The 20,250-nt window shown below is 71.6% G+C and carries 13 protein-coding genes; 6 read left to right on the forward strand and 7 right to left on the reverse strand.

Annotated elements, in window-relative coordinates; genetic code table 11:
* The first annotated feature begins 198 nt into the window (after positions 1–198).
* Together MHO01S_RS02225 and MHO01S_RS02230 are read left to right on the forward strand one after the other, a co-directional pair.
* Positions 199–4,935, forward strand: a complete 4,737-nt coding sequence (locus MHO01S_RS02225) for an ExeM/NucH family extracellular endonuclease (RefSeq protein WP_061781777.1) — start codon at positions 199–201, stop codon at positions 4,933–4,935.
* A gap of 83 nt (positions 4,936–5,018) precedes the next feature.
* Complete coding sequence (locus MHO01S_RS02230; RefSeq protein WP_082734093.1) at positions 5,019–5,762, forward strand: alpha/beta fold hydrolase; 744 nt, start codon at positions 5,019–5,021, stop codon at positions 5,760–5,762.
* On the opposite strand, the gene MHO01S_RS02235 is transcribed toward MHO01S_RS02230, so the two are convergent.
* Positions 5,692–6,993, reverse strand: coding sequence for an MFS transporter (locus tag MHO01S_RS02235; RefSeq protein WP_061781778.1), 1,302 nt, complete (start codon positions 6,991–6,993; stop codon positions 5,692–5,694). The genes MHO01S_RS02230 and MHO01S_RS02235 overlap by 71 nt on opposite strands.
* Positions 6,994–7,220: 227 nt before the next feature.
* On the opposite strand from MHO01S_RS02235, the gene rpsT reads away from it, so the two are divergent.
* On the forward strand, positions 7,221–7,481 hold the full coding sequence (gene rpsT / locus MHO01S_RS02240) for a 30S ribosomal protein S20 (RefSeq protein ID WP_036285140.1): 261 nt from the start codon (positions 7,221–7,223) through the stop codon (positions 7,479–7,481).
* 66 nt (positions 7,482–7,547) lie between these two features.
* Here rpsT and holA read toward each other — a convergent pair whose 3' ends face one another.
* The 5 genes from holA to MHO01S_RS02265 form a co-directional block, all read right to left on the reverse strand.
* Positions 7,548–8,594: a DNA polymerase III subunit delta gene (gene holA, locus MHO01S_RS02245; RefSeq protein ID WP_060958954.1), complete on the reverse strand. Its 1,047-nt coding sequence runs from the start codon at positions 8,592–8,594 to the stop codon at positions 7,548–7,550.
* A 64-nt stretch (positions 8,595–8,658) separates the two neighbouring features.
* Positions 8,659–10,986 carry a ComEC/Rec2 family competence protein gene (locus tag MHO01S_RS02250; RefSeq protein WP_061781779.1) on the reverse strand — a complete coding sequence of 776 codons (2,328 nt, stop codon included), beginning with the start codon at positions 10,984–10,986 and terminating at the stop codon, positions 8,659–8,661.
* A complete protein-coding gene (locus MHO01S_RS02255; protein ID WP_061781780.1) occupies positions 10,983–11,573 on the reverse strand; it encodes a ComEA family DNA-binding protein in 591 nt (196 codons plus the stop codon). The genes MHO01S_RS02250 and MHO01S_RS02255 overlap by 4 nt, the downstream gene beginning before the upstream one ends.
* Positions 11,574–11,699: 126 nt before the next feature.
* Entirely contained in the window at positions 11,700–14,282 is a 2,583-nt protein-coding gene (gene leuS, locus MHO01S_RS02260; protein ID WP_060958571.1) for a leucine--tRNA ligase, read from the reverse strand.
* Positions 14,283–14,352: 70 nt separating this feature from the next.
* Positions 14,353–15,663 carry an anthranilate synthase component I family protein gene (locus MHO01S_RS02265; protein WP_061781781.1) on the reverse strand — a complete coding sequence of 437 codons (1,311 nt, stop codon included), beginning with the start codon at positions 15,661–15,663 and terminating at the stop codon, positions 14,353–14,355.
* Between the two features lie 84 nt (positions 15,664–15,747).
* Here MHO01S_RS02265 and MHO01S_RS02270 point away from each other — a divergent pair, with 84 nt between their 5' ends.
* From MHO01S_RS02270 to MHO01S_RS02280, 3 genes are read left to right on the forward strand one after another with little or no spacing between them, the layout of a single operon-like run.
* On the forward strand, positions 15,748–16,425 hold the full coding sequence (locus tag MHO01S_RS02270) for a DedA family protein (RefSeq protein ID WP_060958569.1): 678 nt from the start codon (positions 15,748–15,750) through the stop codon (positions 16,423–16,425).
* Between the two features lie 4 nt (positions 16,426–16,429).
* Positions 16,430–17,494, forward strand: a complete 1,065-nt coding sequence (locus MHO01S_RS02275) for an App1 family protein phosphatidate phosphatase (protein WP_060958568.1) — start codon at positions 16,430–16,432, stop codon at positions 17,492–17,494.
* 9 nt (positions 17,495–17,503) lie between these two features.
* Positions 17,504–18,214 (forward strand): SOS response-associated peptidase, encoded by a 711-nt coding sequence (locus MHO01S_RS02280; protein ID WP_060958567.1) that lies wholly within the window; start codon positions 17,504–17,506, stop codon positions 18,212–18,214.
* Between the two features lie 51 nt (positions 18,215–18,265).
* On the opposite strand, the gene nagE is transcribed toward MHO01S_RS02280, so the two are convergent.
* Positions 18,266–20,248: an N-acetylglucosamine-specific PTS transporter subunit IIBC gene (gene nagE, locus MHO01S_RS02285; protein WP_061781782.1), complete on the reverse strand. Its 1,983-nt coding sequence runs from the start codon at positions 20,246–20,248 to the stop codon at positions 18,266–18,268.
* Positions 20,249–20,250: the final 2 nt, after the last annotated feature.

Genomic DNA, 20,250 nt, shown 5'->3' on the forward strand with positions numbered 1-20,250 from the left:
TTAACGCTTCCCGCCCTTGTCCGGGCGGCCCGGCGCCGCCGATGCTCGATCTCAGACCCGATGACACGGGGTGCCGTCGCGTGTTCACCTGCACGCAACCGCCCCGCCCCCCGGCATCCCCATCATGGGTCCGAATCCACACTGACGGACGACCGCTCGGCGGCCGTCGCTTGTTGCATGCGAAACCAGGGAGAACACGTGTCAGATCAGACACCGGACGCACCGCGTCCCACCGCCGACAGGCGGAAGCGACGCTCGGTCGTCGCCGCCATCACAGCCGGAGCCCTCGCCTTCAGCGGTCTGGGGCTCGCCGCCCTTCCGGCGCGAGCCGCCGTCGACACCGGCGCGGCTGTGCTCATCAACGAGGTCTACGGCGGGGGTGGCAACAATGGCGCGACCTACACGCACGACTTCGTCGAGCTCGTCAACGTCTCCTCCTCGGCGGTGAGCCTGGAGGGGTGGTCGCTGCAGTACGCCTCGGCCACCGGCACCACGTGGACCAAGAACGCCCTCTCCGGATCGATCCCGGCGGGATCGACCTTCCTCGTGCAGGAGAAGATCGGTGCCGGCGGCACGACCGCCCTGCCCACGCCGGACGCGATCGGCGACCTGGCCATGAGCGGCACCACCGGCAAGGTCGCACTCGTGTCGAGCGCGGCCGCGATCACGGGCCCGACGGATGCCGACGTCGTCGACTACGTCGCCTGGGGCTCGGCCGCCGCCCCCGCCGCCGGCGGATCGCCCGCCCCCGCGACGACGAACGCGACGAGCATCACGCGCGACGCCGCCCACACGAACACCGCCGTCAACGGCGCCGACTTCGTGGCGGCCGACCCCACGCCGCAGAACGCGGCCGGCAACGTCCCGTCGCCCTCGCCGACGGCATCGCCGACGGCGTCGCCGACGGCATCGCCGAGCCCGAGCCCGACGTCCACGGCTCCCGGCACCGACACCGTGACTCCCATCGCCGCGATCCAGGGCACGGGCGACGCCACCCCCCTCAACGGCCAGACCGTCACCACGGAGGGCGTCGTCACCGCGCACTACCCGGTGGGCGGCTACAACGGCTACGTCATCCAGACGCCCGGCACCGGCGGTGCGATCGATCTGGGCAGCCACACCGCATCCGACGCCGTCTTCGTGTACACCAGGACCGCGTCCGTCGCGAACGAGGTCGCGCTCGGCGACACCGTGCGGGTGACGGGGACGGCGGGCGAGTTCAACGGACTCACCCAGCTGAGCGTCGAGGCCGGCAAGACGACGAAGATCGCGGATGCCGCGAAGCCGGTGCCGGTCACGCTCACGAGCTGGCCGACGTCGATCGCGCAGCGTGAGAGCCTCGAGTCGATGCTCGTCACCGTCTCGAGCACCTTCACGGTCACCAACACGAACAACACGAACCGCTACGGCGAGGTCGGTCTCGCCGCCGGAACGGGCGTGCTGCGCCAGCCCACCGACGTCGCGCGCCCCGGATCCGCCGAGGCGGAGGCCGTCGCGGCCGACAACCTCGCGCGCGGCGTCGTCCTCGACGACGGCGGATCGCTCGACTACGCCGCGCGTGCGAACAGCGGCACCGGAGCGCTCCTCAACGGCGACCTGACCCCGGCCTACGTCTCCGTCGACCACCCGGTCGTCGTGGGCGGCACCGCCACCCTCACCGGCTCGTTCGTCCTCGACTACCGCAACAACGCGTGGAAGCTGAACCCGGCATCGTTCCTGCCCGGCGACGGTGTCACGCAGGGTCAGGCCACGTTCAGCAATCCGCGCACGGCGGCGCCGGCCTCCGTCGGCGGCGACCTCAGCGTCGGCTCGTTCAACGTGCTCAACTACTTCACCACGCTGGGCTCGTCGAACGCGGCGTGCCAGCCGTACACCGATCGCGCCGGCGTCGGCACCAACGTCCGCACCGGGTGCGACCTGCGTGGCGCCTGGGGTGCTGCCGACCTCGCGCGCCAGCAGTCCAAGATCGTCTCGGCGATCAACACCCTGGACGCGTCGGTCGTGGGTCTGATGGAGATCGAGAACTCGGCGAAGACCACGCCGAGCACGCCCGACACGGCGGTCTCCACGCTCGTCGACGCACTCAACACCGCGGCGGGCTCCTCGAAGTGGGCATACGTGCCGGCATCCGCGCAGCTGCCCGACGCGTCCGAGCAGGACGTCATCCGCAACGCGATCATCTACCAGCCCGCTCGTGTGGAGCGGGTGGGCGACGCGCTCGCGCTGGGAACGCTGTCGGGCTCCGGCCAGGCGTTCGACAACGCCCGTGAGCCGATCGCGCAGAAGTTCGCACCGGTCGCGGGCGGCGAGCCGTTCCTGTTCGTCGTGAACCACTTCAAGTCGAAGGGCTCGTCCGGCGCGTCGGGCGCGCAGGCCGACCAGAAGGACGGCCAGGGCGCCTGGAACCCGGCGCGCGTCGCGCAGGCGACCGCGCTGCGCGACTGGGTGACGTCGCTCACGAGCACCGGAGACGCCGCCGTCCTCGTCGGCGACTTCAACTCCTACACTCAGGAGGACCCGCTGAAGGTCCTCTACGACGCCGGGTACACGGATGCCGAGTCGGGGCTGGAGCTGGGTCGCTCGACCTACTCCTTCGACGGTCTCTCCGGTTCGCTCGACCACGTGCTCCTCAACGAGGCCGCGTGGAAGCGCGTGACCGGCGGCGACGTCTGGAACATCAACTCCGGTGAGTCGGTGGCGCTCGAGTACAGCCGCTACAACAACCACGGCACGCTGTTCTGGCAGGAGGGGCCCTATCGCTCGAGCGACCACGATCCGTTGAAGGTCGGGCTGTCCGCGGGCGCCGGAGCGCCGACGACGATCGACATCCTCACGATCAACGACTTCCACGGACGCATCGAGGCCGGCACCCAGGGCGAGGCCGGCGCGGCCGTGCTCGCCGGTGCGGTCGCGACGAAGAAGGCGCAGAACCCGAACACGGTTCTCGTGTCTGCGGGAGACAACATCGGTGCGTCGACGTTCACCTCGCTGATCCAGCAGGACTCCCCGACGATCGATGCGCTGAAGGCCTCCGGGCTCGAGGTCTCGGCGGTCGGCAACCACGAGTTCGACCGTGGCTTCGCCGACCTCAGGGACCGTGTCATCCCGCGATTCGGCGGCAACGTCGATCCGTCGGGCGCGACGCCGGAGCAGATCGCGGCGGGTGCGCCTTACGCACTCGGGGCGAACGTCTACCTGAAGGGCACGAAGACGCCCGCGCTGGCCTCGTACGCGATCAAGACGATCGACGGCGTGCGTGTCGCCTTCATCGGCACCGTCACCACCGACACCGCCACGATGGTCGACCCCGCCGGTATCGCGGACCTCGACTTCGGCGACCAGCTGGAGGCCGCGAACCGGGTGGCGGACGAGATCGCAGACGGCGACCTCGCCGACGTGACGGTGCTGCTGACGCACTCCGGATCGTCGGTGTCGAACCAGTGCGAGGCGGTCGCCACCGACCCCTCGGCCTTCGGCACCCTGATCCGCGGCGCATCCGCCCACATCGACGCCATCGTCTCGGCGCACACGCACCAGACGTACGCGTGCGAGGTGCAGGTGGCATCGACGGGCGGGCTGCGTCCGGTCATCCAGGCCTCGGAGTACGGCAAGGCGCTGGGTCAGCTGACCGTGACGTACGACAAGCGCGCCGACGAGCTCGTGTCGATCTCCCCGACGATCACGACCTTCGCCAGCACGCCGTTCACCCCGGATGCCGAGGTCGCGGCACTCGTCAAGGGATTCAGCGACCAGGCCAACACCATCGGAGCGCAGCCCGTGGGCACGATCACGGGCGACATCCTGCGCGGCGGGACGAAGGGCTCCGACCGCGGAGTGGAGTCGACGATGGGCAACACCGTCGCCGACGTCTACCTGTGGGCGACCAGCACGAACCCGGCGTACGCGGGGAAGAAGGCGCAGATCGCGCTCATGAACCCGGGCGGGCTGCGCGCGGACCTCACCTACGTCGGCGACGGCACGGTGACCTACAAGCAGCTCGCCGACGTGCAGCCCTTCGCGAACACGCTCGTGACGGTGACGCTCACGGGTGCCCAGCTCAAGGACATCCTCACGCGGCAGTGGCAGGCGACGGGTGACCGCCCGAAGCTGCACCTCGGCGTCTCGCAGGGCTTCTCCTACGAGTACACGGAGGACGCGCCGCCGGCCGGTCAGAGCGCATCGCGGTCGGGGCACATCGTCTCGATGTCGCTGAACGGCACGAAGATCACCGACACCGACACCTTCACGGTGGTGACGAACTCGTTCCTCGCCAACGGCGGTGACGGCTTCGCGCCCTTCGCGCAGGGGACGGATCGCACCGACACCGGCCAGGTCGACCTGGCGGCTACGCTCGCGTACGCCGCGGCGGTCGACCCGATCGCCCCGTCGGCGCTCGGCCGGGCGAAGCTCGTGACCGGCACGCCGACACCGGAGCCGTCGCCGACGGGCACTCCGACCGGCTCGCCCACCGCGTCGCCGACCGGCTCGCCGTCGCCGTCTCCGACGACGACTGCGCCGTCGACGGGCGGATCGGGCGTGGGCGTGTCGACGACCGGCCTCGCCGCCGGCGGTCGCATCGAGCGCGGCTCGTCCTTCACCGTGACCCTCACCGGTCTCGGCGCCGGAGAGCAGGTCGCGGCGACGCTGAACAGCCAGCCCATCGTGATCACCGGCATCCCCGCCGCGGACGCGAGCGGACGGGTCACCTTCACGGTGGCCGTGCCGCGGACGCTCGAGACCGGCACGCACCACCTCATCGTGCTGGGCGCCGACGGTCGCGTCGTGTTGAACCTGCCGCTGGAGGTGGTGGGTGAGGGCGTGCTCGCCACGACGGGCGCCGAGCTCCCCTGGGGCCTCGCGCTCGGCGGTGCGTTCCTGCTCGCAGCGGGCATGATGCTCGCGATGACGACACGCCGCCGCCGCGTCGTCGGCTGATCCGCGCGTCCCGGCGGCCCCGGCCCCGCTTCGGCGGGTGTCCGGGGCCGTCGGCGTGCGTGGCCACCGTTTAGGCTGGCCGGGTGAGGACGACCGTGGTGATGGTGCACGGCATCCGCACGTCCGCCACGATGTGGCGCGCGCAGGTGGAGCATCTCGAGGACCGCGGGGTATCCGCGGTCGCCCTCGATCTCCCCGGTCACGGCACGCGGATGGCCGAGGAGTTCACCCTCGACGGCGCCTTCGCGACGATCGACACCGCCGTCCGCGCGGCGGCCGGGCAGGGTCGCGTGCTGCTCGTCGGGCATTCGATGGGCGGACTGCTCTCGATCGCGTACGCCGGCGATGAGACGCGCCCCCCGCTCGACGCCTTCGTGGCGGCCTCGTGCACGGCCATCCCGCGCGGACTCGCGCTGCAGACCTACCGGACGCTCGCGCGCGGCTTCGACCGTCTCCCGGGGCGGGGCGCTCCCATCGCCGAATGGGTTCTCGATCGCACACTGCCCTCGGAGACCCGTGCCGACTTCGGCGCCGGCGGCTACGCCTACGACGCGCAGGACATCGCGCTGCGGAGCCTGTCGGTGCTGGATCTGCTGGCCGCCCTGCGCCGGATCGACGTGCCCACGTGGTTCGTCAACGGGCAGTTCGATCAGCTGCGCGTCAACGAGCGGCTCTTCGCCTCTCTCGTGCCCGGCGCGGAACTGATCGTCGTGCCGCGCACGTCGCACCTGGTCACCGCGATGCGCCCGCGGGTCTTCAACGCCGTGCTCGATCTGGCGCTGGCGACGATGGATGCCGCCGGGGAGCCCGCACCATCAAGGTCATGAGGCCGCCCACCACCGACATCACGGCGGAGCCCAGGAACAGCAGCCAGAATCCGCCCACCGCCGCGACGAGTCCCGCGCCGATGAGCGGCCCGAGGAGCTGACCGAGGCTCGCGGCCACGTTGACGAAGCCGAGGTCGCGCGCACTGTCCTCCGCGAACGGGAGCAGGTCGGTGCCGAGGGCGAGACCGACCGACATGTACGCGCCGTAGCCGACGCCGAGCAGACCGGCCGCCACGAGCGACATCTCGAACGACGGGAACACCGCGAGCAGGAGTGCCGCGCCGCCCTGCACGAGCGCGGCGCCGACCGTCAGCCCCCGTCTGTTGCCGGTGCGATCCGACACCGCCCCGGCGAGCACCGAGGCGAGCACGACGAACACCGTGTACACGACGATCAGCAGCAGGAGCTCGTCTTGAGCGGCGGCCGGGTCGCGGTGGAGGCCGTACAGCAGGAAGAAGAGCAGCAGCCCCGTGCCGAGTGCGTTGCCGATGTTGGCCACGAGGCGGCCCCACAGCATCCACGCGAAGTCTCGATCACGGAAGGCGGCGAACCGGGCCGACAGCGCGCGGCGCGTGCGCGCGGTCGCCGACGCCGCCGGTGCGGGCGGGTCGGGCAGCAGCAGCGCGCCCGCTCCTCCGGCGACGAGCAGGATGGCGCCGAGCATGAGGTAGCCCGCGACCACGCCGAGTCCGAGCAGCACGACGACGCCGACGCCGACCACGATGCCGAGCGCCTGCGAGGAGGAGATCGCCGCCGAGGCGGTGCCCCGCTGAGCCGACAGCTGGTCGGCGATCATGGCGGTGAAGGCGGCGGAGGCGACGGCGACGCCGACCGACACCCCCACCCATGCGGCGCCGACGCCGAGGGGGCCGGTCGCGAAGGCGATCGCCACCAGCGACCCCGCCCCGAGGAGCACACCGCCCAGTGCCCACGGGCGCCGGCGCCCGAACCTGCCGCGCGTCCGATCGCTCATGCCCCCGGCCAGCGGTCCGGCGATGACCCCGGCGAGGCCTCCCGCCGCGAGCACCAGGCCCGAGGAGACGACCCCGGAGATCCAACGGTCGGCATCACCCGGGGTGTCCAGCTGCAGCGGGATGAGGAGTTGGAGCGGGGTGAGCTGCGCGGTCCAGATCGCGAGCCACGCGAGGGTGAACAGTGCGAACCAGCCCGCGCCCGCGCGGCGGCCGGAGGTCGGGGCGGTCGGGGCGTTCTGGGGGGACCCTGCGCTCACGGGAGGCTCCTTCGTCGGTGCTCCGTCGGATCGGCCGGATCGGGCCCGGTCGATCCGATCATGCCCCACGCGCGCGGGTGCGCGGCGCATTGCGGGGTCGCCACGCGGCAACCTGATAGACTCGGTGATTGGCTTGCGTGTGGGTCCCACCCCGCACGCCGCCGGAGGCGTCCCTCTACCGCTACCCCGGCACATCCATCGAAAACCGAACGAAAGAGCCGTCGAACGTGGCGAACATCAAGTCGCAGATCAAGCGCAACAAGACCAACGAGAAGGCGCGCGAGCGCAACAAGGCCGTCAAGAGCGAGCTGAAGACCGAGGTGCGTCGCACCCGCGAGGCCATCGCCGCCGGCGACAAGGCCGCCGCCGAGAAGGCTCTCGCCAAGGCGTCGAAGAAGCTCGACAAGGCCGTGAGCAAGGGCGTCATCCACGAGAACCAGGCCGCGAACCGCAAGTCGTCGATCGCGAAGCAGGTCGCCGCTCTCTGAGCCGCATCCCGTCGCACGAAGGCCCGTCCCGCATCCGGGGCGGGCCTTCGTCGTGTGCGGCGCGGGTCAGGCGCCGTAGGGGGCGCGCGTCGCGATGATCGTGATCAGGCGCTCGACCGCGAACACGGGGTCGCGCGAGGCGCCCTTGACCTCGGCATCCGCGCGCGCCGCCGCCTGGATGGCGCGCCCCAGGCTGGTCTCGTTCCAGCCGGTCAGGTCGCGGCGGGCGCGGTCGACCTGCCAGTCCTTCATCCCGAGGCGTGCGGCGATGGATGCCGACGACTCGCGCAGGCCGGCGACCCGCGCCATCGTCCGCAGCTTCGAGGCGATCGCGGCTACCAGCGGCACCGGGTCGGCTCCGCTCGCGAGCGCGTGGCGCAGGGCCACGAGCGCCTCGCCGTAGCGGCCGGCGATCGCGGTGTCGGCGACGGTGAAGGCCGACGTCTCGACGCGGCCGCCGTAGTAGCGCTCGACGACCTGTTCGGTGATGTCACCGGGCACGTCGGAGATGAGCTGCTGGCAGGCGGCGGCCAGTTCGGTGAGATCGTCGGAGAAGGCGCCGACGAGGGCGCGCAGGGCGATCGGCGCGATCTTCTTGCGCGCGGTCTGGAACTCACCGGCGGCGAAGTCGAACCGGTCGGAATCGCGCTTGACCGCGGGGCAGGCGATCTCCACTCCCCCGCCCGTGCCGGAGCGGATCGCATCGAGCAGCTTCTTGCCGCGGACGCTCGATCCCGTGTGGCGCAGGACGACGGTGGCGCCGTCCTGCGGGGCCTCGATGTAGGCGAGTGCCTCCGTGAGGAAGGCCTCGGAGCACTTCTCCACGCCACCGACCCGCACGAGGCGCGGCTCGCCGAACAACGACGGCGAGGTCAGTGTCAGCAGACTGCCGGAGGTGTAGTCGTCGGCGCGGAGGTCGGAGACCTCGAGGCTCGCGTCCTCGGCGCGCAGGAACTCGCGGATGCCGGCGGTCGCCCGCTCCGCGCAGACGTCCTCCGGCCCCGAGACGAGCACGATCGGCGCCGGCTGGGGGCTGCGCCAGGAGATCTGAGGGATCGCCGACGCGGTGCGGGAACCCCCGCGCGCGGCGGGACGACGGGCGGCGGGTGGCATGCCTCCAGCCTATCGACGCCGTCCGACGTCGCGTCGCCCGCCGCGTGGTCGCGGGCCGCCGCCGTCACGGCGGAGACCTCTCGCGCCAGACGCGGAGGGCCGACTCCTCGCTCCACAGGACGATGAGGCCCTCGGCGTCGGTGCGGTCGATGCGTGCGCCCAGCCCGGAGAGCATCGTGAGGGTCTCCGCGCGCGGATGCCCGTAGGTGTTCGCGCCGACCGAGACGATCGCGAGAGCCGGGCGCAGGCGGGCGTAGAACCGGGCATCCTGATCCGCGCTGCCGTGGTGGGAGACCTTGACCACGGCGTAGGACGTCAGCAGCGGTGCGCTCGCGGCCAGACGACGCTGCCCGTCCGCCGAGAGGTCGCCGAGCATCAGCGTCGTGGGGACCGCGGGACCGGTGACCTCGATGACCACGCTGGCGTCGTTGCCCGCCACCGCGTTGCTCTCCGGCCCTCGCACGCGCCACCGCGCGTCTCCCAGCAGGCCGGTCATCCCCGCGGTGGCACGGACCGGTCGGGCTCCGCCCTCGGCGAGACGTCGGAGCGTGCGCTCGTCGTCGGGGGTTCCGGCCGGTCCGTGAACGACGACGTCGACACGGCCCACGACGGCCGCGACGCCGCCGTCGTGGTCGTGGTCGAAATGGGTCAGCACGAGCAGCTCTATGCGGTCGACGCCGAGCGTGCGCAGACAGCGCTCCAGCGCTGCCGGGTCGGGACCGGTGTCGACCAGCGCCACGTGCGCCGTCGACCGCACGACGAGCGCATCGCCCTGGCCGACATCGCACGCCGCGATCGTCCAGTCCGGCGGGATCCGGGCGCGCTCCCCGATCTCCGTGACCGGTCCCACGCCCAGCGCCACCGCGGCGGTGACCGCCAGCACGAGCAGCGAGGCGATGCGCCAGACCCGGCGCGTGCGCACGAGAACGAGCCCGACCGCGAGGACCACCACGGCGAGGGCGAGGAGCCCGACCGGACCCTGCGGCCACCACACGGCGCTGCCCGGAAGCTGCGCGACGACGGTGGCCGTCGCGGCGATCCAGGCCGCGGGAAGCCAGGCGAGTACGGCCATCCCCGCTCCGAGGGCGGGGATGCCGGCGCACACGCACGCGGCGAGGCCGAGGACCGTGCCGAGCGGAGCGGCCGGTGCGGCGAGGACGTTCGCGAGCACCCCGTAGAGCGATACCTGCGGCGAGATGAGCACGATGAGCGGGGCGCAGGCGAGCTGCGCGGCCAGCGGCACCGACAGGGCCAGGGCGAGGGGATGCGGCATCCACCGCGCCAACCCGTCTGCCAGGGGGCCGGCCACGACGAGCAGAGCGGCCGTCGCCGTGACGGACAGGGCGAAGCCGAGCGAGCGCGCCAGCCACGGATCCATGATGACGAGCACCGCGACCGAGACGGCGAGCAGAGACAGTCCCGCGCCGGTGCGTCCGAGGAGCACGCCGAGCATCGCCACCGCAGCCATGGTCGCGGCGCGGACGACGCTCGGCTCGGGCGAGACGAGCACGACGAACGCCACCAGGGCGGCGAGGCCCGCCCCGACCCGGATGCCGCGACGCGCGCCGCAGACGGCGGCGCCCCCGAACGCCATCCCCACGACCAGCGCGCAGTTCGCCCCGCTGACGGCAGTCAGGTGCGAGAGCGACGACGCCTTCATCGCGGTGTCCAGCCCCGGGTCGACGGTGGAGGTGTCACCGACGGCGAGTCCCGCGATGAGTCCGCGCCCGGGATCGGGCAGTCCGGCCGTGACCTCGACGAGGCCGCGGCGGAGCTCCGACGCGACGGACAGCGCTCCTGTCGGCCCCGACAGCAGCGTGGGCACGGACGCGGCGTCGATGACCAGCACCGCCCGGTCGCCCGCCTCCGGTCGCCAGCCCGTGCCCCGCAGTCGCACCCGCGCGCCGAGGTCGAGGCCGGTGGGCACCTCGGCCGTCCGCACGAGGACGGGCGCCGCCGCGGAGATCACGGTGTCGCCGTACTCGAGCCGCTCCAGGATCGCGTCGAAGCGCCACCCGGTCGCGCTGCGCTCGATCTTGCCGACCGCGGTCACCATCACCGACAGGGCGCGGCCGCCGGTCGTGTCGGCGGCGGCGACGACCGCGCGCGTCGGCTGGGCTGCGGCGACCTGCATCGCCACCGCGCCGCTCGCGGCGAGGGCGACCGCGATCAGTGCGCACGCGGGCGCCGCACGGCCGCGGCGCACCGCGAAGAGCAGCACGGCCGCGGATGCCGCCCACAGCGCCGTCGCGACGACGCCGGAGACCTCGGCCTGGGCGGTCAGCAGGCCCGCGACGAGCCACGCGGCGGCCGCGACCGGCACCAGCCGGGCGTCGCGTCGCCGGAGGCGGCGTCCGCCGATCGCCCGCTCCGTCCGCGCGCCGACCCTCACACCGTCACCCGATCGCGCAACCCCGCCAGCATCTTCTCGCCGATCCCGGGCACCGAGAGCAGGTCGTCGACGCTCGTGAACCGTCCGTTCTCGGTGCGCCACGCGATGATGCGCTCCGCGATCGCCGGGCCGACGCGGGGCAGCGCGTCGAGAGCGGTGGCATCGGCGGTGTTCAGGTTCACCCGTCCCTCCCCGGTCGCGGCTGCGGCCGGTGGCGCGCTCTCCCCCACGCGCGGGACGTGCAGCTGCTCGCCGTCGCTGAGCGGGCGCGCGAGGTTGATGGCCGCGGCATCCGCGTCGTCGGCCAATCCGCCGGCGGCGGCCACGACGTCGACCACCCGCGCGCCGTCGTCGAGCCGGTACAGCCCGGGGTGAGCCACCGCGCCGGACACGTGCACGTACACGGGCGGCGGCGTCGGGTCCGCGACCGCCACGGGAACCGAGGCGGCGGGCGCCGCGGCCGAGCGCACCAACCCGATGACGACCGCGATCGCCGCGATCGCGAGCACCAGCACGATCGCCGCGCCGGTGCCGAGGCGGCGTCGCCGCACACGGGCCAGGGCGGCGTCGGCGGATGCCGCGGCCATCTCCTCGGGAGAACTCACCCGCCCACGCTCACACCCTCAGCGCGGCGACGATCCCTTCCGGCGGCTGTTCGTGGAGAGCCGGCGGGGCGAGCGTCCTGGGGAGGAGGGGCTCCTCCCCTCGCGGGGTCAGGCGGTCGTGAAGCTGACGACCTTCGGCGCGCGCACGACGACCCGGGCGATCTCGCGGCCGGCGAGGGAGCGCACGACCTTCTCGTCCGCGCGCGCGAGCGCCTCGAGCTCGTCGGACGAGATGCGAGCGGGCACCGTCAGGGTGCCGCGCACCTTGCCGTCGATCTGGACGACCGCGGTCACCGACTCCTCGACCAGGAGGGTGGGGTCGGCCTGGCGCCACGTCGCGAGACCCACGAACGGCTCATACCCGAGCTGCTCCCACATCTCCTCCGCCGTGTGCGGGGCGAACAGGTCGAGGATCATCGCCACGGCCTCGGCGGCTTCGCGAACGGCCGGATCGGAGGGGCCGGCGGGGCCGTCGATCGTCTTGCGCGTCGCGTTGACGAGCTCCATGAGGCGGGCGACGACGACGTTGAACTTGGTCTGCTCGATCAGCGCCGGGGCATCCGCCCACAGGCGGTGGGTCACGCGGCGCAGGGCCGTGTCTCCCTCGGCCCACACGACGTCCGGGTCGCTCGACACGTCGTGCGCGATGCGCCAGGCGCGGGCGAGGAACTTGGCGGCGCCGGTGGTCGAGACGTCGCTCCAGTCCTTGTCGTCCTCCACGGGGCCCGCGAAGGCGAGCGCGACGCGCAGTGCGTCGGCGCCGTGGGCGTTGAGCTCGTCCTGGAAGAGCACGAGGTTGCCCTTGCTCTTGCTCATCTTGGCGCCGTCGAGGATGACCATGCCCTGGTTGATGAGGTTCGAGAAGGGCTCGGTGAACTCCACCAGGCCCATGTCGAACAGCGCCTTCGTGATGAAGCGGGCATACAGGAGGTGGAGGATCGCGTGCTCCACGCCGCCGATGTAGAAGTCCACCGGACCCCAGCGGTCGGCTTCCTTCGACGAGAACGCCCGTGCGGCGTCCCCCGGCGACAGGAAGCGCAGGAAGTACCACGAGCTGTCGACGAACGTGTCCATCGTGTCGGGGTCGCGGAGGGCCGGCTCGCCCGTCTCGGGGTCGACGGTCTCGACCCAGCCGGTCGCCGCGCCGAGGGGCGAGGAGCCCTTGGGCGTGAGATCCAGACCCTCCATCGCCGGGAGTTCGACGGGGAGCTGATCGTCCGGCACCGGGACGATGCGACCGTCGGCGGTGTGCACCATCGGGATCGGCGTGCCCCAGTAGCGCTGACGCGAGATGAGCCAGTCGCGGAGGCGATAGGTCTTCGCGGCGCGACCGGTGCCGGCGGCCTCGAGCTGCTCGATGGCGCGGGCGATGGCGTTGCGCTTGCTCAGTCCGTCGAGCGGGCCGGAGTTCATCATGCGGCCGTCGCCCGTGAGCGCCACGCCCGTCACGGCGGGATCGATCTCGTCCAGGCCCGGGGCACCCGGATCGATCGGCACGCCCTCGGCATCCAGCTCGATGACGGGGATCGCGCCGGTGACCGGCGCCGTCGTGTCGACGACCACCTTCACGGGCAGGTCGAACGCGCGCGCGAAGTCGAGGTCGCGCTGGTCGTGGGCGGGCACCGCCATGACGGCGCCGTGGCCGTAGCCGGCGAGCACGTAGTCGGCGGCCCAGATGGGCAGCCGCTCCCCCGTGACCGGGTTGATCGCATACCGCTCCAGGAAGACGCCGGTCTTCGGGCGGTCGGCCGTCTGCCGGTCGATCTCGCTCGTCTTCTGCACGGTGTCGAGGTAGTCCTGGAAGCGCATGCGCGCCTCCGGGGATGCCGAGGCCACCAGCTCCGCGGCCAGGTCGGAGTCGGGGGCGACGACCATGAACGTGGCGCCGTAGAGGGTGTCGGGGCGCGTCGAGAACACCGTGATCTTCTCGGTGCGACCCTCGATCTCGAAGTCGATGTCGGCGCCGACGGAGCGGCCGATCCAGTTGCGCTGCATCTGCAGCACCTTGTGCGGCCAGAAGCCCTCGAGCTGGTTGAGGTCGTCGAGCAGACGGTCGGCGTATTCGGTGATGCGGAAGAACCACTGCGTGAGCTTCTTCTTCACCACGACGGCGCCGCTGCGCTCGGACGTGCCGTCGGGCAGCACCTGCTCGTTCGCCAGCACCGTCTGGTCCACCGGGTCCCAGTTGACCAGCGCGTCCTTGCGGTACGCGAGCCCCTTCTCGTACAGGCGCTGGAACAGCCACTGGTTCCAGCGGTAGTACTCGGGGTCGGAGGTGTGCAGCACGCGTGACCAGTCGAACGAGACGCCGTACTGCTGCATGCTCGAGCGCTGCTGGGCGATGTTGCCGTAGGTCCAGCCGCGCGGCTCGACACCGCGCTTGATGGCGGCGTTCTCGGCGGGCAGGCCGAAGCTGTCCCAGCCGATGGGGTTGAGCACGTTGTAGCCGCGGTGCCGCCAGAAGCGCGCGACGATGTCGGAGTACAGGTAGTTCTCCGCGTGACCCATGTGCAAATCGCCCGAGGGGTAGGGGAACATCGCGAGCACGTACTTGCGGGGGCGCGTGTCGTCGTCGCCGCCGGCGCGGAACGGGTCCTTCTCGGCCCAGATGCGCTGCCACTTCTCCTGCACGGCGTGCACGTCGTACGGTCCGTTCTCGGCGGCGGTGGCGATGTCTGTGGGGCTGCTCATGGGAAGGGGAAGACCAATCTGAAAGCTGGGGAACGCGCGAGAGGCGTGCTTCCAGGTTAGCGGACCCGCCCTACCATCCCGGCGGGAGGGTGGCGCCGAGCGCACCGAGCGGACCCCGGGCCTTGACGCCCACCTCGGCCACCTCGGCATCGGGGTCGGAGAGCCAGGTGATGCCGCCCCCGGCCCCCACGTAGGCGCCTCCCGGATGCAGCACGATCGAGCGGATGGTCATCGCGAGATCGGCGCGTCCGTCGTCGCCGACCCAACCGAAGCAGCCGGAGTAGAGTCCGCGCGCTCCGGCCTCGAGCCCGTGCAGGATCCGCATCGCCGACAGCTTCGGCGCCCCGGTCATGCTGCCGGCGGGAAAGGTCGCCGCGAGCAGCTGCGCCCACGTCGTCCCCGGCCTGAGCCGTCCCGCGACGGTGCTGACCAACTGGTGCACCGCCGAGTACGACTCCACCTCGAGCAGGCGTTCCGCGCTCACGGTGCCGGGTGTGCACACGCGCTGGAGGTCGTTGCGCATGAGGTCGACGATCATCACGTTCTCCGCGCGCTCCTTGACGCTCTCCGCCAGCTCGCGGGCAAGGGCCGCGTCCTCGGCGCTGTCGCCGCCGCGCGGACGCGTCCCCTTGATCGGGCGGGTGCGGACCATACCGTCGGCCACCTCCAGGAAGCGTTCGGGACTCGCGCTGAGCAGGGCGAACGCACCGCTGCGGATGATGCCGCCGTGGTGCGCGGGCAGCGCCGCGCGCAGGCGCAGATAGGTGTCGACGGGGTCGAGCGGGTCGGATGCCGCGACGTCGAAGCGCGTCGTCAGGCACAGCTGGTAGGCGTCCCCCGCGCGGATCGCCGCCCGGCAGCGCTCGATCAGCGCGCGGTACTCCACGGGTCGCTGGCGGGCGGATGCCGTGGCGACGACGCCCCCGGCATCCGTCCGCGGCGGCGCATCCCGGCGCGCGTCGAGGAGCGCGAGCGCCGCGGCCAGCTCCGCCGGCTCGGCGACCAGCCACATCGCGCGCGCGGCGTGGTCGACGGTGACGAACCAGCGCACGCGCAGCCACGCCTCCTGCGGTCCGTCCCGGTCGTCGACGGTGGCCGGTGCCCCCGCCGCGCGTGCGGCGGCATCGAAGCCCGACCATCCGACCCACCCGCCGCGGAACGGTCCCGGCGGGACGGGATCGCCCGCGCCGCCGTCCGCTGCCAGCACGACGTCGGAAGGACCGATCTCGTCGGGGACGCCGACGCCCATCCAGCTGTACCCGGTCGTCGCGTGCGGCCCGGCATCCAGCCAGAACGCGTGCTCGTGGTCGCCGAGACCGCCGCGGAACAGTGCCGCGGGATCGGTCCAGGCGAGCGGATGTGCGACGAGGCGCGCGGGCATCCTCCCAGGCTAGACGGCGGCGCCGCGCCGACCGGGACCCGCCGCGCGGCATACGCACACCCAGGTGCCGCATAGGCTGGTCGCGTGAACGAGTTCCTCTCGTGGCTGCTCGATGCCGTGCAGAATGTCGACCCCGTGCTGCGCACGGTTCTCGCCGGGATCGCCATCCTGCTGGAGACGAGCGTCCTCGTCGGACTGATCGTCCCCGGCGACACCGTCGTCATCGTCGCCGCGACGGCGGTCGGGTCGGTCGCGGAGGCCGCGGTGCTGATGGTCGTCGTGGTCGTCGGGGCGCTGGTGGGCGAGAGCATCGGCTTCTGGCTGGGCCGGTGGCTCGGCCCGCGCATCCGCTTCTCGCGGCTGGGGCGTCGCATCGGCGAGGACAACTGGACCCGCGCGGAGCTCTACCTGCGTCGCCGCGGCGGCCCCGCCATCTTCCTGTCCCGCTTCCTTCCGGTGCTGCACTCGCTCGTGCCGCTCACGGTCGGGATGAGCGGTTTCTCCTACCGCCGCTTCCTGGCGTGGACCGCGCCGGCCTGCACGGTCTGGGCGGTGGCGTACGTCAGCGTCGCGGCGGCGGCGGCGGGCACCTACCGCGAACTCGCCGACCGCCTGCACGTCGCCGGATACCTCTTCGTGGCCGTCATCGCCGTCTTCCTCGTGCTCGCGTACATCGCCAAGCGCGTGATCGTCGCGCGGGAGGCGCGGCACATGCGCCTCGACGACGCGGACACCCGTCCGACCGAGGACATGAAAGACTGAAGCGATGCACGCCGAACCCGCACCGCGTGTCAAGGTGCTCTGGATCGCTCGTCTGGAGTACAGATTCCACGCCTGGCGCGAGCGTCGCTGCCGCGCCCGCGGGCTGCGGCCGAGCGTGTCCGCCTACCCGGGTTACGGCGGCGAGGACTGGGTGCGGGTGCTGGGCCGGGTGCTCATCGTGCCGCCCGTGCGCACACGCCGCCGCACGCGTCATCGCGGCGAAGACATCGGCGTCCGCGGCTGGCGGAGCTTCGCGGCGGTGCCCGTCGGATACGCCCACGTGACGGTCACGATCGACGGTGTGAGCCATGACGTCGTGGCCGACCGCGGCGGCGTGGTCGACACCGTGCTGCCCGCGCGTCTCCAACCGGGATGGCAACCCCTGACGATGACCGTCGAAGGCTCCGAGCCCTTCGAGACGCGCGTGTTCGTCGTCGGCGCCGACGTGCGCTTCGGCGTCATCTCCGACGTCGACGACACCGTGATGGTCACCGCCCTGCCCCGTCCTCTCGTCGCGGCGTGGAACTCCTTCGTCCTGGACGAGCACGCCCGTCAGCCGGTGCCCGGCATGGCGGTGCTCCTCGAACGCCTGGTGCGCGAGAGCCCCGGGGCTCCGGTCGTCTACCTCTCCACCGGTGCATGGAACGTTGCGCCCACCCTGCAGCGCTTCCTGCGGCGACACCTCTTCCCGCCGGGTGCGCTGCTGCTGACGGACTGGGGGCCGACGCACGACCGGTGGTTCCGCAGCGGTCGCGCCCACAAAGAGGAGAACCTGCGGCGCCTCGCCCGGGAGTTCCCGCAGGTGTCCTGGGTGCTCATCGGTGACGACGGCCAGCACGACGACGCGCTGTACACGGCCTTCACGAGCGAGAACCCCGAGCGTGTGCGGGCGGTGGCGATCCGCCGGCTGTCCTCCGCCGAGGCGGTCCTCGCCGGAGGCCGGACCGCCGTCGACGATCACTCGGCCGCGGCGGTGCCGTGGGTGACGGGTGACGACGGCGCCGCGCTTCTGGATCGTCTCGCGGAGATCGGCGTGCTCGACGCCGACGGCGTCGGAGGCCCCGCGTAGGCTGGCCGCATGTGCGGTCGTTTCGTCGTGGGCAGTTCCGGGTCCGAGCTCGTCGGCGTCCTCCGGGTGGACGTGATCGGTGACGATCTGCCGGCGCCCTCGTACAACGTCGCACCCACCGATCGTGTCGCGATCGTCCTCGACTCGGCGAAGACCGAGCCCCCCACACGACGGCTCGAGGCCGCCCGGTGGGGACTCGTGCCCTCCTGGTCGAAAGATCCCGGCATCGGTGCGAAGGCGATCAACGCGCGCGCCGAGGAGGTCGAGGACAAACCGATGTTCCGTCAGGCGCTGATCGCGCGGCGCGCGATCATCCCGGCATCCGGGTACTACGAATGGAAGACCGAGGACGGCGTCAAGACGCCGTACTACATCCACCCGGCCGGTGATGAGCCGCTGTTCTTCGCGGGGCTCTACGAGTGGTGGAAGGATCCGGCGAAGGCTCCGGACGATCCCACGCGGTGGATGCTGAGCTTCACGGTGATGACGCGTGGCGCGGTCGGTCAGCTGGGGTCGATCCATGATCGGATGCCGCTGTTCATCGACGCCGACTACGCGGATGTGTGGCTCGACCCGACGACCGAGAACGTCGGCGACCTGCTCGACGCGACGATCGACGCCGCTCCGGCGCTCGTCGACGGGCTGATGATGCGTCAGGTGGGTCGCGAGGTCGGCAACGTGCGCAACAACGGTCCGGAACTGATCGAACCCGTCTCCTGACACGGCGAGGAGCGGGCTTTTCCGCCCGCTCCTCGCGCGGATCGCCGTCGGTCAGACGAACTCGACGGTGGCGTTCTCGTTGTTCAGCACGATGACCGGTGTGATCGCGGAATGTCCCGCGGCGCGGATCTTGTCGGCGTCGAAGCGGAGGAGCGGCGTGCCGGCGCTCACGGCGTCTCCGGTCTTCACGAGGGTCTCGAATCCGTCGCCCTTCATGTCCACGGTGTCGATGCCGATGTGGATCAGCAGTTCGGTGCCGTCGGCCAGAGCCAGTCCGATCGCGTGGCCGGTCGGGAACACCGAGGCGACGGTTCCTGCCGCGGGCGCCACGATCGTGTCGCCCGCGGGGTCGATCGCGAGTCCGGGACCCATCGTGCCCTCGGCGAACATGGCGTCGGGCACCTCGGACAGCGGGAGCACGGTGCCGGCGACGGGCTGACGCAGCTTCAGCGTCGCCGCGGGCACGGTCCGCGCCCGCAGTCGCTGTTCGGCGGCGGCGCCCGCCGCCACCGCCGCGCCCCCGACGCCGCCCACGAAGCCCGCCGCCGCGCCGGTCTGGCCCGCATCCGCACCGCGGAAGGCCTCGATGTTGCGGTCGTTGAGGATGTCCTCCATCGCGTCTTTGACGAACTGCACGTTGAGGCCGTACACGACCTGCACGGAATGCCCGCCCGGCTTGATGGTGCCCGCAGCGCCGGCACGCTTCAGCGCGTGCTCGTCGACCTGAGAGGTGTCGGCGATCTCCATGCGCAGCCGCGTCGCGCAGTTGTCGACGTCGATGATGTTCTGCTTCCCGCCCAGCGCCGCGATGAACTTCTCCGCCGTGCCGTGATAGCCCGTGAGGCTCGTGCCGACGTTGTCGGCATCCTGTTCGTCGAGCTCGTCGCCGCGGCCCGGAGTCTTCAGCTTGAACCGCTTGATCAGGAAGTAGAACGTGAAGAAGTAGATGAAGAACCAGGCGATGCCCAGCAGCAGGAGGATCCACGGGTTCTCTGCCATCGGATTCGTCCACTGCAGGAACATGTCGATGAATCCGGCGGAGAAGCCGAAGCCCAGTCGCGTCGGGAGCATCGCCGCGATCATGACGGAGATGCCGGTGAAGACGGCATGGATGAGGTAGAGCCAGGGAGCGACGAACATGAAGGCGAACTCGAGCGGCTCCGTGACGCCGACGAAGAAGGAGGCGATCGCGCCCGAGAGCATGATGCCGTAGGTGACCTTCTTGCGTCGTGAGTCGGCGGTCATATACATCGCCAGGGCGGCGCCCGGAAGACCGAACATCATGATCGGAAAGAACCCCGCCATGTACTGCCCGGTGACGCCGTAGGTCCCGGTGCCGTTGAGGAAGTTGACGAGATCGTTGATACCGGCGACGTCGAACCAGAACACCGAGTTGAGCGCGTGGTGCAGGCCGGTGGGAATCAGCAGCCGGTTCATGAAGCCGTAGAGGCCGGCGCCGAACGGGCCGAGCGTGGAGATCCACTCGCCGAAGGTGACGAGGGCGCCGTAGACGACGGGCCAGACGAACATCAGGACCACGGCCACCACCAGGGAGAGCCCGGCCGTGACGATCGCGACCGAGCGCTTCCCGGAGAAGAACGAGAGCGCGTCGGGCAGCTTCGTGTCTTTGAACCTGTTGTAGCACCAGGCGCCGATCAGACCGGCGACGATGCCCACGAACACGTTCTGCACCTTGCCGAACGCCGGATTGACGTTCGCGAGGTCTTCGATGCCGAGCAGCTTCTGCATTGTGGCAGGGGCCAGGAGGGTGGTGATCGTCAACCAGGAGACCAGGCCGGCGAGAGCCGAGGTGCCGTCCGTCTTGTTCGCCATGCCGATCGAGACGCCGACGGCGAACAGGAGCGGCATGTTGTCGAGCAGGGCGCCACCGGCGGCGCCGAGGAAGGCGGACACGATGTTCGAGCCGCCGGCGGCAGAACTGATCCAGTAGGAGATGCCGGAGAGGATCGCGGCGACCGGCAGCACCGCGACCGGGAGCATGATCGATCGGCCGAGTCGTTGGAAGAACTTCATCG

The organism is Microbacterium hominis NBRC 15708 (assembly GCF_001592125.1).
GTDB classification, from domain to species: Bacteria; Actinomycetota; Actinomycetes; order Actinomycetales; family Microbacteriaceae; genus Microbacterium; species Microbacterium hominis.